Below are 12,825 nucleotides of genomic sequence, written 5' to 3'. Positions count from 1 at the left end.
CAAGCTAGCTCACGGCCTGGCTCCATGGTTGTTGCACTTGAGTTGACATTCCGGGATTATTTATTTTTCCCACCATTTGTTTGAATCCAGCCATGGCGCTGGCACAATTTTTGCTTGGCAACATCACGTTTATCAGTTTTATTGAAATTTCGATTTTTGAAATGATTGGTGGGGTGATTGGCGCTGTGATCGTGTACATTATGTACGCTGATCAGTTCAAACATTCTTACGACAAGATCGACCCGGTCACAATTCGTAACATTTTTTCAACTGCACCTGGGGTACGGAATCTGCCGCGGAACTTCTTCGTCGAATTATTTGATACCTTCATCTTCATTAGCGGTATTTTGGTTATCGTGACCATCAAAACGCCAGGCGTTATGCCAATTGGTATCGGTCTGTTAGTTTGGGCCATCGGTATGGGTCTTGGGGGTCCTACTGGGTTCGCCATGAACCAAGCTCGAGACTTGGGGCCGCGGATTGCCTTTGCGCTTTTGCCTATCAAGAACAAGGCTAACGCTGATTGGCAATATGGGCTGATTGTTCCTGGAATTGCACCATTCTTTGGGGCTGCTTTGGCAGTTGTGTTCGCGAAGTTCTATCTGGGACTATAGACCACACGCAACTCGAGGAGAGTGGGCCACAAGACTGTTTCGCTTGTTTATGCTTGATTACCAAGCCAGCGAAAATGATACTATTCTTGCTTACTGTAAATTTCGACTCACAAAAAGAGAAGTGCACATTGCGCTTCTCTTTTACTTTGCATAAATTGTTATCCTATCGTAAACTTATCAGACAAATTATGTTGTATAATATTTATACTGATAAATTACGATGAGGTGACTTTTTGGAAAATACGGACAATCAGATTCAATACGATCGAATGATGAACGGCGAATTGTACCATCAAACGCCGGAACTGTTTGAAATGCGGCTGAAGGCTCGCGATATCCTGTACAAATATAATAATTTGAATTATCGCGACTTAGACGAACGCAAGCGACTCCTTAAAGCGTTACTGGGGTCCGTTGGCGAAAACTATTTCATTGAATTACCGTTTCACTTAGATTACGGGTTCAATGTGACCCTCGGCGATAATTTCTTCGCGAACACTAACCTGATGTTGCTGGACACGGCGCCAATCGAATTCGGCAACGACGTGCTCGTTGCACCCAACGTCAGCATTTACACTGCTGGCCACGCGCTTGATCCAGAGTTGCGATTACGAACGGGAGCGGAATATGCTTTTCCAGTTAAAATTGGCAACAACGTCTGGATCGGCGGCAGCGTGACCATTTGTCCCGGTGTGACGATTGGCGATAATTCGGTGATCGGTGCAGGGGCTGTTGTTACCAAGTCGATACCCGCCAATTCACTAGCCTATGGGAACCCGGCAAAGGTCGTCCGGCAGTTTGACGAGCATGACAAGCAGTTTTATTCAAAACAACGGCGTGTGACCCAGGAATATCTGGATAAAGTGGCTAGTGGGGCGAGCTTCCACCGGTAGTAGGCAGACCTCAATTATTTCGAAGGAAATGCCAAAAGCGTTTTCCCCTTTGTGGATTTGGTGTACTTTTGAACGCTGTTTTACTTTTGGTTGCCCCTGAGTTGTAAAAAATACCAGTACAGCACTTATTCATGCGAAACGAAAAGTGAAAGCGTCTGCCATAAAACGGGAGGCTATTTTCTTCTTTACAGGTAAAGATGAGGGCGTAAACTGTCACGCTGCACTGTACCTTAGCCATAAACTATTTTTGCATGACTCACCTAGTGCTGATGCACGTGGCGTAGGTGTTTCTAGTTTGGATGACCAGCATTAATGAGCAATATGATGGCACAAATACCAGACAGCCTGTGCGGAAATATCAATATTCAGATAAATGGGTTCGACAGGTCACTCATTTCCGAATTATTTCTCGGCTCAGTGATGCAACACCAAAAAAAATAGCACCAGCAAGGCACCATCTCAGAATGTGAGATACCGCCTTTGCTGGGGCTATTTTTTAGTGTGTTGATGTCGGCTTTTAACCCTTATCGATAGCTGGTCCAACCCAAAACCACAGCCAGTACTAGCGCAAACACGCCAACTGCGGTTTTGATCACCCTTGCCGGAATCACCCGCACAATGGCCGGGCCAATCAGTCCGCCCACAAAGAGACCGCAAAGCAGTGGGATAATGACTGCCCAATCGATGGACAATGTTGCAATAAACATACTGGCAGCAACGATGTTATTTGAAAATGACGCAAAGTTTCGCATGGCGTTATAGGTGGCGTATTTTTCGTTGACCACCCGTGACAAAATGGCAATCATGAGCAATCCGGAGGCAGCACCGAAATAACCGTTATAGATGCCGACCAGAAAAATGCCGATCCAGTTAAGGATGTTTAGAATCATTGTCGCACGGTGTTGGCTTTTTCGCTTCGGCGTCAGAATCATAATGCCTGCCAGCAGAATGAAGAACGGTACAATTTTTTTGAAAGCGGCGTTTGAACTGTGTATCAAGAGGAGCGCGCCAAGCACACCGCCGACCGTGTTTAAAACCGCGATTTGGATTGCCTGTTTCCAGTGGTTGTGCAGCTCTTTTAGTGAGGACAGCAGGGCACCCAGGCCGGCGCCGACCTGGGCCACGGTGATCGTTGCGTTGGCGGTGATTGGTGGCACGCCAACCGAGATCAACACGGGGTACAGCGTTAGTGACGCCATCCCAACGATACCGGTCAAGATTCCTGCAATCAAACTCATTCCAATCAAAAACAGTGTTGTTAACATGATTTCTCCTTTCACGTCAACGGCACTGTTGTTTTTGGTTACGCCTGCACATACCAATATTTTTTCGATGTTTGAATAGTGATTATCATAATCTTTTATGCCGGAAATGACAAGTTTTGCAAAAATAACCCATAGCTTGAATGGATTTTCCAGTTACGACACAGTGATAAGACACTGTGTAAGATATGCTACATCAAGTGCCATATTGATGCTATGCGCCAATCATTTTCAGCCCTATACTAAGGCCATCAAATCAAAAAGGGATGATTCTTATGACAAACGAAATGATCAAAATTCACGTGATGCACACTGGTTTAGTTAAAGTTGATAAGGCACTGCCGTTTCACGGCCAGTTCAGAAATCCGTTAGCCTTCACAGGTCTGTTCCGCAGTGAAGCCAACCAGGTGACGTTACCAGTTTCAAGTTATCTGATTGAACATCCAAAGGGCTTGATTCTGATTGATACCGGCTGGAATAAACGCATTCGAACAAGCAACTGGCAGGAGTTGGGGCTTCAAGTCCAGGTCAACACAGGTTACCTGCCAGCAGGGTGGGCCGTCGACGAACGTTTGGCAGCTCTCGGCTACAAGACGAGCGACATCGACTATGTGCTCATGAGTCACCTGCACTGTGACCATGCCAGCGGGTTGCCACTGGTTAAAGATGCCAAGCAGATTCTGGTTTCTTCACGTGAATGGCACGTTGCAAACAAAATTCCGATGGTTTATCTCCCACGTGAATGGCGGGGCGTCGACGTGGCGACATATGACTATGACCACCTGAACGTTGGACCCTTTGACGAAGCGTTGGACCTCTTCGGTGATGGCAGCGTGCTGCAGGTTGCGACACCGGGGCACGCCTCTGGAATGTCATCAACGCTGGTGAAGGGGGCAGACGGCCGGTACGTACTGCTTGCTGCCGATACCGGTTACGCGAGTGAATCCTGGGAAAAAATGCTGACACCTGGTATCTGTACTGACAGAAAAAAGGCCCTCACATCGTTAGGCTGGGTCCACGAAATGGCCCATGATCCAAACTGTGTGGAAGCCTTAGCCAACCACGATACCCACACGGAACAGCACGTGATCGAACTGCCGTATTAACTGTTAGCGGATATATTTTGTGGTCAGATCTTGCATGATGCCGTTCATGAATTCGGCGACCTCATCCGGATTATCGTGCGCCAGCGCCCATTTGATACCGGTCAGCACGTTATTAGCGTAGAGGGTTGCGAGAAATTCTGCTGAGACGGGAAGCGTCAATGTATTCTGGGTCGCCAGATACGTGAGCAAATTCCGGCTAATGATGGACGTCAACCCTTTTTCCAGGTTGATGTCATCGACTTGAATCGCAATCAGCGTCAAAAATTCCATTTTCCGTTGATTGAGCGATTGATAAAGAAAAGTGAGCAGCGAGTCTGAAGAAACCTGATGGAGCCGGTTATGTAACAAGTGTTCGAAGTCGGTCTCCAATTGGTTGACCAGTCGTTGCAGCAGGGCATACTTGTCGACGTAGTGGTGGTAAAAGGTACTGCGGCCGATGAGCGCTTCGCTGCAGATGTCCTGAACGGTAATTTTGTTGAAGCCTGTGGTTTGCAACAGGCGGATGAAGGCCCGTTTAATGTCACGATTGGTTTTAATGACGCGTAGATCGTCAGTCACCGAATCATCTCCTTATTAAAACGATAGTGAGCATCTCTGCCATGGTCCCGGAAGGATAAGCTTTTGGGGCTTTTTTGTGTTGTCAGGACGCACTTTCCGGCACCAAAATTGTTAAGTCAACGGTCAACTGAAGAAAATCAATCACAGGATCGGCTTGTCTGAATTGCTGAACGGCGACTTGCGGTACATTAATGCGTATCCGTATCATCTGTGACCTGCCCGTCGCCAGCTCGCGCGGTTTATCTAAAATGGGCGGGTCTGAACTTGGCAACATTGGGTCCAGTAACGTGCTCTGATTCCAGGGACGTCAGCCATTTCGTTGGCATTTCCATTGTGCCACCATATGCGACTCCTAATAAAACGTGTTCAATGCTTTCTGTTAGTGTTGCGATTTTGACAACTGCCTGTTATGTACGGTGCCGCCATTCATCACCCGCTACTTGGGCCAATGCTCTGCCATAAGCTGTATTATTGTGTTTACACGGGGCTTTGCTGATTTCAAATAGCTGACATATACCGGCATATGTGCGCTGCCATCAGTAATCGGCAAGTTAACCCGGTCATCCTTCGCTAACCGATCCGCAAAGGTTGGATCCATTGCTGAAAGATTTGTGGTGAAGTAGGGGAAGTTAGCGTAGGCCGTTAATTGCTGCATGGCCGCGATTTCTGTCTGGTACATAAAGGTGGCGTCAGGAATTTCCTTTTGAATAATGTCTCGCCACGGTCCGATATCACTCATGACTAAAAAACTGAGGCCTTTCAACTCGGCAAAACTGATTTTAGTCTGGTTGGCGTGATACATAAATTGGTCAAGATTGACGGCAAGATTTTCATTGCCGATAAACTGCGATTCAATCGTGTCGGTCAGTAGTTCCTGATTCGTAAAGAGGATGGAAAATGTATCGCTGTTTAACAGCGCACTGACCTGATCATCTGCCTGCAAGCCCTGATCCACCGCAGCTGTCGGCGGCAATTGGCGCGCCAATGCTGTGAGCATTAAGAGCGGTCCGGGAATCGTTGCCCCGATCGACAAAACGCGCTGCTGCTGGTCGAAGTTGCGCACTTTTGTGACGAAGGCTTCCTGTTGCGTCAGCAAGGCTGCTGCTTCCTTGGCGGCCAACTCACCGGTGGTCGTTAAAATGATTCGGTTGGGTTGGCGTTCAAACAGCGCGACCCCCAAGTCGTCCTCCAACTTTTGCATGCCCCGCGTGACGGTGGGTTGCGTGACGTTTAATCGTTTCGCGGTCTGGGCCAGGGTGCCTGTTTGCGCGAAGGTGACGAGTTCTTCTAATAAATAGTTATCGACCATTGATCCACCTCCAGTATACGTTAATCGTATACTACCATGCGATACTAGTAATTTTCAAACGTCTGGTTCGGTCTTATCATGGTTTCAACAACTAAGATATGGAGGTCATTACAATGACAAACGTTCCTACAATTAAATTAAACAATGGTGTTGAAATGCCGCAACTTGGCTTTGGTGTGTTCCAAGTGCCGGATCTAAGCCAAGCTGAAACGGCTGTGAGCGATGCTTTAGACACGGGCTACCGGCTGATCGACACAGCTGTCGCCTACCAAAATGAGGAAGCCGTTGGCAAGGCCATTCGTAACAGCAGCGTCAAACGCGAGGACGTCTTCTTGACTTCCAAACTGTGGGTCTCAGACTTCACGTATGACCGCGCAAAAAAGGGCATCGATGCCTCCCTTGAACGATTAAGTCTTGACTACATGGACCTGTACCTGTTGCACCAACCATACGGCGACACGATGGGCGCTTGGCGGGCACTGGAAGAAGCTCAGCAGGCCGGCAAGATTCGCGCCATTGGAGTTTCGAACTTTTACGCTGATCAGTTGAAGAACCTCGAAATGACGATGACGGCCCAACCGGTTGTCAACCAGATCGAAGTGAATCCCTGGTATCAACAATCACAAGAAGTGGCTTTTAATCAGGGCGAAGGCGTTCGCGTAGAAGCCTGGGCACCATTTGCTGAGGGTAAGCACGGTATCTTTACGGATGAGACGATCGGCGCCATCGCCGCCAAGTATGGGAAGACTAACGGTCAAGTCATTCTGCGTTGGTTGCTGCAACGCGGCATCACCGTTATTCCTAAGTCTGTTCACAAGGAACGGATGGCTGAAAATATTGACGTTTTTGACTTTGAACTCACCGATGCTGACGTGGCCACAATCAACGGTCTTGATAAGGGCGAAAGTCAATTCTTTGACCACCGAGATCCGGTTACCATTGAACAGATCTTTGGGTCAAGTTTGGCACAGCTGCACGACTAGCTTTGGCTGATGGTGGTCAATTATCAGTGCAACATAGCGACAGTTAGCTGCAAACAAATCATTTTACATTAAAAAAGGAGACAATCATATGCAAACATTCACATTAAACGACGGCAACAAGATTCCAGCAATTGGCTTTGGGACGTTTCAGATTCCCAGCGACGGGTCAACTTACAAGGCAGTTTCGGCTGCTTTAAAGTTAGGGTATCGTCACATTGATACTGCGGTGGCCTACTTCAATGAAGGCGAAGTTGGACAAGCGGTTCGTGACAGCGGCATTCCACGTGATGAAATCTGGGTCACAAGCAAGCTTTGGCTGCAGGACTACGGGGAAGAACCCGCTAAGAAAGCCATTGATCTTTCCCTGAAGAAACTGGGCCTGGACTACGTTGACCTCTACCTGATCCACCAGCCGTATGGTGACGTACCCGGTGCCTGGCGTGCAATGGAAGCGGCAAAGCAAGCCGGGAAGATCAAGTCGATCGGCGTTTCTAACATGACGCCAAAAATCTGGCAACAATTCGTGCCGCAGTTTGACACGTTGCCATCCGTTAACCAAGTTGAATTCAACCCGTACTTCCAGCAGACTGCACTTCGCCAGATTTTAGCGAAAAACGATGTTAAGCTGGAAGCCTGGGCACCGCTAGGGCAAGGCAACCAGGACCTGTTCAAGGAACCGATTCTCAATGGGCTGGCAGAAAAGTACAACAAAAACGTGGGACAAATCATTCTGCGTTTTGAAAACCAAGAAGGTATCATCGTCTTTCCAAAGTCCGTGCACGAAGCACGTATCAAGAGCAATCTGGATATTTTTGACTTTGAACTGACTGCGGACGAAGTGGCCCAAATTCGAACTTTGGATACAGGTAAGGGAATGCATGATCCTGACGCACCAGGTGTGGGTGATATGCTGCTTTCTGGAGTGCGTTTCGACAATGTTGCCCAAAAAGATTCACAAAAATCAAATCGATAACTGATCACAGCAAAAAGAGTGTCCAAAAAGACGGTTCTGTTCCCAGAATATGGCCGAAAGCAGCAACTTGCTGCACGTTTAGCACCCAACAAATTACTGCCTTTGGTTACCAAAACGCGGCAACAGCGCAAGATTCGCCCGAACTACCCGCTCATTAGTGGTACTCAGTTCCTCGTAGGAAACATTTTCGGGATGGTTGAACCAGTACACATACGAATTTAACAGTCCGGCGGCCAGCTGCTGCAGAACAATCTGGGCGGGGCCATCCTGTTTATTTCCCAGCAGTTCACCGCATAACGCGTGGAACAGCATTTGCTGCAACTGGTCGACTAAGGGCCGGTGCTGCTGGTTTAAACAAAGTAGTTTAAAACCGGTAAAATTAGCCATGAGAATTCGGTCGAAGACGGCCAATAGTGCTTCGGGGGTATCATAATTGTGCGTCAAAGCGTGGTCGACTTCTTCGAACAGTTGATCAGAAAAGTCTTCGAAGATATCGGCGACTTTATCATAGTGAATGTAGAAGGTACGCCGGTCGATCTGAGCGGTGCGGCACAGCTCCGCCACGGTAATTTTGGCGAGCGGTTTTTCCGCCAGCAGGGTGAAGAGGGCGCCGCGCAATTTCGTTTTCGTTTTAATGATCCGCTGGTCCATATGACCGCCTCCCAGGTTGAAAAGATAATGCTCACATTTTGAATAATTGGCGCTAAACACTTGTTATCACCCTCTATAATAATAGACAATCAACCAAATTACTATTAGGGGGTCTTCGTATGTGGTCCATACTTCACAGCATTTTTACCACTTATAACGGCACAACGTACAGCATTAATGATTTTGTCACATCGCTTAGTTCCAGCAATCCCCATTACATCGCAGCTTTAGCGGTTGCAGGATTGACCTTTGCGATTGGGTTTATTGAATACATCTACAGTTTTATTCTGGTGAATCGGGAAAGAAAATCGCCATATAATGTGCTCATGCACACGTTCTACTTTGCCATTGACAGTATGGGCATTTTCGTGTTCGCATTGGCATCCCACGCGACTGGCGGTTTTTGGATCTTTACGGCGGCTTCAATTGCCGAAGTTGTTTGGACGCTGTTTGAGGTTTATAACCTGGTCCTTTGTATCTACGTCGAGCGCGATGATATCTGGGGACCCAGCGTCACGGTGGCCCAAGCCTGGTGGAAGGTCCTTGGCTGGTTACTGGTAATGGTGCCAACGGTCAACCTGTTCCGGGTCTTCATGAACGATCCGGCCATGCTGAAGTGGTACATTTTTACCAACATTTTGATGGGAATCATGCCCGGTCTGTACTGGGAAAAACGCGGTACGCGGTTGGGCGCTTCGTGGGGTCTGGCCATTGTCATCTGTATTGGGACAATCAACTCGTTTTTGCTGACTAACATGTGGGCCAGTATCAGTGATTACTTCAGTTTCCAGAACAACCCTTGGTTCTATGTGGTCGGCATCGTGGCCATCTTCTTTTCATTCCGGGCGTTCTGGGTGCTCAAACAACTGCCTGAAAAGCCAAAAACAATGCCAAACGGTAAACGTACGATTTGGTGATTAACGATAATAATCAACATATTATGAAATTGTGTTTATTTATATGACGATTTCAACTATTATTTAGTATAATAGACATTGGTACCAGCAGATGGGCGGATGCTGACGTTCACGCCTGCTGGCCCAATGTATACATATTTGGAGGACAAGCTTAGTAGGTCAGAGATGAGGTTTTCGATTAATCATAGAGGACATACGAGATGACAGAAACAACTTGGCTGGTTCAACCACTTTTTACGGGTGTGTTTATGGTACTGGGGTTACTTTTGTTTTACCAAACGTTAGGTAAAACGGTCGCCCGCTTGACGCAACATGACGACATCAAAGTCAATTTTAAACAGGGACGCTTGTTTGTATATAGTGTGATTTATTGGATGCTGGTTAGTATTTACCTGCAGTACCGGATCGGACTGACAGGCAATCCACTGGCGTTTTTGAACTTTGGGATACTCATCACGTTTTACGTGTTGTTATATCTTGGTGTTCGCGGCCTAATATGGGTCAACATTGGCACCATTGGGGCGCAGCTGGTGTTCTTAAATCCCCAGCAATATGGCATTGACAGCTGTATTGGAACGGTGATTATCGCCGGAGTGATCGTGTTACTCACGATGCTGGTGCAGCGGTTGTACGCACACGTCTGGCTATTGATCGTGGCGTTAGACTTATTAGATATTCTGACATGGACATTGCTGTTTTTTATCAAAACAACTGGTGTCCCAGCTTTTAGTCTGCACGTGCTGTTCTACAACTGTTTTGCATTTATCATAATGAATGCTTGCCTGATTTATACGCAGAATCAATTAAATGAGGACAATTCATATATTTGGAGCATTACAGATGAAGCTGCAATTGATGACCTGACCCAGATTCCAAATTTTGGCACTTTTCGGACTGAACTTCAGGCGGATTACAATGACTATTACAATACCGACGATACCTTGAACCTCATTTCACTCGATGTTGACCATTTTAAACGGTTCAACGATCAGTACGGTCACTTGGCGGGTGACCAGATATTACGTGAACTGGGACAATTTTTGAATGATGAGGTCAAACCATTTCCGGATGCACTTCCGTTTCGAGTTGGCGGGGAAGAATTCAATCTCCTACTGCCGCATGTGCAGCTTCAGCAAGCCACCCAGTTTGCGCAGGGGATGCAGGAGCGATTATCTAAATTGGTCATTCGGTATGGCAACCAGAAGATGTCAATAACGGTTTCGGTGGGCGTTGCACAACTGGGCCCTCAAGATCGCAAAGCTACCGATTTCTACCAGCGTGCGGATGAATTGCTCTATCACTCAAAGGCCCATGGGCGCAACCGGGTAACCGCACAAATCAATCAATGAATGTGGTCGGTTATGTGTCACAACAGCGCGATTGTGTCTTGGCTGCTGAAGCCCCGTTTAAAAAGTCACTCTGGACTTTCTAAACGGGGCTTTTTCTGGTCAAAAAACTTAAAGGGTGTGGTTGATCCTCACTGTCCAGGACCGCAGCCCCATTTATTGCTAAACCCGGTTTGTTTTGAGCATATTCTCAACGATTTTTGCGTATGCAAAGCACAAACCAACGAAATAGCTTACAATGGAGAAGAATTCTATTTAGCAAGGAAGATCCTAATGACAACACACACAATTGCCGTCCTCGCCGATAGCCATGGTAACGGAACTGCCATGCGCGCGGTGTTAGAGGATGCTGAAAAATTTAACGCTGACGAAGTTTGGTCGCTGGGCGACATTGCCTTTGGCGGGCCGTCGTCCGAGGACTGTTATCAGATGCTCAGCGAGGTCAACACGACCCAGTACCTGAAGGGCAACTGGGAGTCGGCTTACAATATGTTTACGAGCACTAAGAAAATAAACTTGGATGAACCGACCCATATTTACTATGCCATGCTGGTGGCCTATGATTACGACCGGTTCGGCCCGGAGCGTGATAAACAACTGCACAGCCTGCCCATGATTGGGCGAAAGGACATCGATGGGCTGACCATCTCACTGACGCATAATCTGCCGACCATCAACCGTGGTCACACGCTTTTCCCAGTGGAAGCGCAAGAGAACTTTGATGACGTCGTTCCGGATAGTGATGTGGATATTGCAATCTATGCGCACACTCACACGCCGTTGTGGCGGTACACCTCAACTGAACAGATGGTGCTCAATCCAGGTTCTGTGGGTCAAAGCTGGTTCACGCGTCCTAAGTTTCTGGCGAACCGTGATGCCAGTTATCTGTTGCTGACGCTGGCGGATGGCAAGGTTACGGACGTTGACTTTCGGCGGGTGCCGTTTTCGTGGGAAACTGAGATTCAAATCGCGAAGGACCGCCATTTTCCGTATGTTAGCATTTACAAGAAGCTATTGGAGACCGGCAACGCATCGACGCACAATGCCGAGGTCCTCGGAAAAATTAATGATGAAAACGACTATCGGGAGACAGTCAAAGCATTTTTGAAACGACTTTAAAAGGGGTGTTGGGATGTTTACAGAAATTGGCAACGCAATTGCACAGGCAGCAACGATTGTTATCCTTCGGCATCAAAATCCGGATCCGGACGCAATCGGATCGCAGACGGGGCTAGCAACAATAATTAGGGAAGCATACCCGGACAAGACAGTGTACACGCCTGGGGTGACGCAGGCTGGCCTCACTTGGATCGGTGAAATGACGCCAGTGAACGATGACGTCTACCAGAATGCCCTCGTCATTGTTGTGGACACCGCCAACACACCACGCTTGGATGGGTCACCGGCGTATCAGCAAGCTAAGCAACTGATCAAGATCGACCACCATCCCGATGTAGAGCACTTCGGCGACATCGTTTGGGTGGATGATCAGTCAGCGAGTTGTGCGGAACTAATTTATAAATTGACCCTGCACATTCCGGCATTAAAATTATCAAAAAGATCGGCTGCTGCGTTGTATGCGGGAATTGTGGGCGATACGAACCGGTTCCTGTATGACAGCACGACTGCCGACACATTAGCGACAGCAACTGCCCTGGCACGGACGGGCATCAACGTGTCGAAAATCAGCCATCACGACTATGAAATCACCCCGCAAACAGCGCGACTAGAGGCCTTTATTCTCACTAATTTTAAACTGACGGATACCGGTTTGGGTTACGTCATTTTAGATCGTCCAACCCTGAAACAGTTTAACTTGAAAAAGGGTGACCTCGATAACGTTGTGCCGCTGATCGGCCAAATTTCAACCGTTAGCGACTGGGTCGTCATCAGTGAACAACCCGATGGCCGCTTTCGTGTCAACTTCCGTTCCAAAACCGTTTCCATCGAACCAATTGCACGCAAGTACGGCGGTGGCGGCCATCCGCTTGCCAGCGGGGCCTACGTTAAGGACCGGGCAACGGTTGACGCGTTGTTGGCTGATTTAAATGAGCTGAACAGACAAGCATAACAAAGAGAGCGGTTATGGACTGGAGCAGAAACGGACTATGTTAGAAAATCCGGCTTGGATTTTGTAACATAGTCCGTTTCTGTGCAAGTCTTTGGTTTGTGGAACTCGTTTCTGCTTGGTTGGCTGGAAAGAATCCAGGCCA

The 12,825-nt window shown here is 47.8% G+C and carries 12 protein-coding genes and 1 pseudogene; 9 read left to right on the top strand and 4 right to left on the bottom strand.

The genetic code is table 11. The features are described 5' to 3' along the window. Positions 1 to 56: 56 nt before the first annotated feature. Together FC82_RS00910 and FC82_RS00905 are read left to right on the top strand one after the other, a co-directional pair. Positions 57 to 614, top strand: a pseudogene (locus tag FC82_RS00910) (MIP/aquaporin family protein); the annotation flags it as partial. Between the two features lie 233 nt (positions 615 to 847). Then, on the top strand, positions 848 to 1,507 hold the full coding sequence (locus tag FC82_RS00905) for a sugar O-acetyltransferase (protein ID WP_235809145.1): 660 nt from the start codon (positions 848 to 850) through the stop codon (positions 1,505 to 1,507). A gap of 524 nt (positions 1,508 to 2,031) precedes the next feature. On the opposite strand, the gene FC82_RS00900 is transcribed toward FC82_RS00905, so the two are convergent. Further along, positions 2,032 to 2,772: a sulfite exporter TauE/SafE family protein gene (locus FC82_RS00900; RefSeq protein ID WP_054761654.1), complete on the bottom strand. Its 741-nt coding sequence runs from the start codon at positions 2,770 to 2,772 to the stop codon at positions 2,032 to 2,034. A gap of 272 nt (positions 2,773 to 3,044) precedes the next feature. On the opposite strand from FC82_RS00900, the gene FC82_RS00895 reads away from it, so the two are divergent. Then, positions 3,045 to 3,875 (top strand): N-acyl homoserine lactonase family protein, encoded by an 831-nt coding sequence (locus FC82_RS00895; protein ID WP_056995964.1) that lies wholly within the window; start codon positions 3,045 to 3,047, stop codon positions 3,873 to 3,875. 3 nt (positions 3,876 to 3,878) lie between these two features. On the opposite strand, the gene FC82_RS00890 is transcribed toward FC82_RS00895, so the two are convergent. After that, a complete protein-coding gene (locus FC82_RS00890) occupies positions 3,879 to 4,433 on the bottom strand; it encodes a TetR/AcrR family transcriptional regulator (protein ID WP_054761656.1) in 555 nt (184 codons plus the stop codon). Between the two features lie 436 nt (positions 4,434 to 4,869). Beyond that, the gene (locus FC82_RS00885; RefSeq protein WP_056995963.1) at positions 4,870 to 5,742 is read right to left on the bottom strand and encodes a LysR family transcriptional regulator; all 873 of its coding nucleotides are present in this window, start codon (positions 5,740 to 5,742) and stop codon (positions 4,870 to 4,872) included. Positions 5,743 to 5,855: 113 nt separating this feature from the next. Here FC82_RS00885 and FC82_RS00880 point away from each other — a divergent pair, with 113 nt between their 5' ends. Continuing rightward, positions 5,856 to 6,725 carry an aldo/keto reductase gene (locus tag FC82_RS00880; RefSeq protein WP_056995962.1) on the top strand — a complete coding sequence of 290 codons (870 nt, stop codon included), beginning with the start codon at positions 5,856 to 5,858 and terminating at the stop codon, positions 6,723 to 6,725. Positions 6,726 to 6,813: 88 nt separating this feature from the next. Continuing rightward, a complete protein-coding gene (locus FC82_RS00875) occupies positions 6,814 to 7,698 on the top strand; it encodes an aldo/keto reductase (protein ID WP_054761661.1) in 885 nt (294 codons plus the stop codon). Positions 7,699 to 7,791: 93 nt separating this feature from the next. Here FC82_RS00875 and FC82_RS00870 read toward each other — a convergent pair whose 3' ends face one another. Then, positions 7,792 to 8,349, bottom strand: coding sequence for a TetR/AcrR family transcriptional regulator (locus FC82_RS00870; protein WP_056995961.1), 558 nt, complete (start codon positions 8,347 to 8,349; stop codon positions 7,792 to 7,794). Between the two features lie 119 nt (positions 8,350 to 8,468). Between FC82_RS00870 and FC82_RS00865 the strand changes: the two genes are divergently transcribed. From FC82_RS00865 to FC82_RS00850, 4 genes are all read left to right on the top strand, one after another. Continuing rightward, a complete protein-coding gene (locus FC82_RS00865) occupies positions 8,469 to 9,266 on the top strand; it encodes a hypothetical protein (RefSeq protein ID WP_054761663.1) in 798 nt (265 codons plus the stop codon). A 200-nt stretch (positions 9,267 to 9,466) separates the two neighbouring features. Beyond that, a complete protein-coding gene (locus tag FC82_RS00860; RefSeq protein ID WP_056995960.1) occupies positions 9,467 to 10,615 on the top strand; it encodes a GGDEF domain-containing protein in 1,149 nt (382 codons plus the stop codon). Between the two features lie 270 nt (positions 10,616 to 10,885). Beyond that, positions 10,886 to 11,731, top strand: a complete 846-nt coding sequence (locus FC82_RS00855; protein ID WP_054761667.1) for a metallophosphoesterase family protein — start codon at positions 10,886 to 10,888, stop codon at positions 11,729 to 11,731. Positions 11,732 to 11,744: 13 nt separating this feature from the next. Continuing rightward, entirely contained in the window at positions 11,745 to 12,683 is a 939-nt protein-coding gene (locus tag FC82_RS00850; protein WP_054761670.1) for a DHH family phosphoesterase, read from the top strand. The last annotated feature ends 142 nt before the right edge of the window (positions 12,684 to 12,825 follow it).

This window comes from Secundilactobacillus collinoides DSM 20515 = JCM 1123 (genome assembly GCF_001435975.1).
Lineage (GTDB): Bacteria > Bacillota > Bacilli > Lactobacillales > Lactobacillaceae > Secundilactobacillus > Secundilactobacillus collinoides.
The sequence above is the reverse complement of the archived record's forward strand: the minus strand, read 5'-3'. Positions and strand labels throughout refer to the sequence as shown.

Excerpts from the sequence above, each read along its gene's own strand:
- FC82_RS00870 (WP_056995961.1), bottom strand. The coding sequence starts at position 8,349 with ATGGACCAGCGGATCATTAAAACGAAAACGAAATTGCGCGGCGCCCTC.
- FC82_RS00885 (WP_056995963.1), bottom strand. The coding sequence starts at position 5,742 with ATGGTCGATAACTATTTATTAGAAGAACTCGTCACCTTCGCGCAAACA.
- FC82_RS00895 (WP_056995964.1), top strand. The coding sequence starts at position 3,045 with ATGACAAACGAAATGATCAAAATTCACGTGATGCACACTGGTTTAGTT.
- FC82_RS00900 (WP_054761654.1), bottom strand. The coding sequence starts at position 2,772 with ATGTTAACAACACTGTTTTTGATTGGAATGAGTTTGATTGCAGGAATC.
- FC82_RS00875 (WP_054761661.1), top strand. The coding sequence starts at position 6,814 with ATGCAAACATTCACATTAAACGACGGCAACAAGATTCCAGCAATTGGC.
- FC82_RS00850 (WP_054761670.1), top strand. The coding sequence starts at position 11,745 with ATGTTTACAGAAATTGGCAACGCAATTGCACAGGCAGCAACGATTGTT.
- FC82_RS00865 (WP_054761663.1), top strand. The coding sequence starts at position 8,469 with ATGTGGTCCATACTTCACAGCATTTTTACCACTTATAACGGCACAACG.
- FC82_RS00855 (WP_054761667.1), top strand. The coding sequence starts at position 10,886 with ATGACAACACACACAATTGCCGTCCTCGCCGATAGCCATGGTAACGGA.
- FC82_RS00880 (WP_056995962.1), top strand. The coding sequence starts at position 5,856 with ATGACAAACGTTCCTACAATTAAATTAAACAATGGTGTTGAAATGCCG.
- FC82_RS00860 (WP_056995960.1), top strand. The coding sequence starts at position 9,467 with ATGACAGAAACAACTTGGCTGGTTCAACCACTTTTTACGGGTGTGTTT.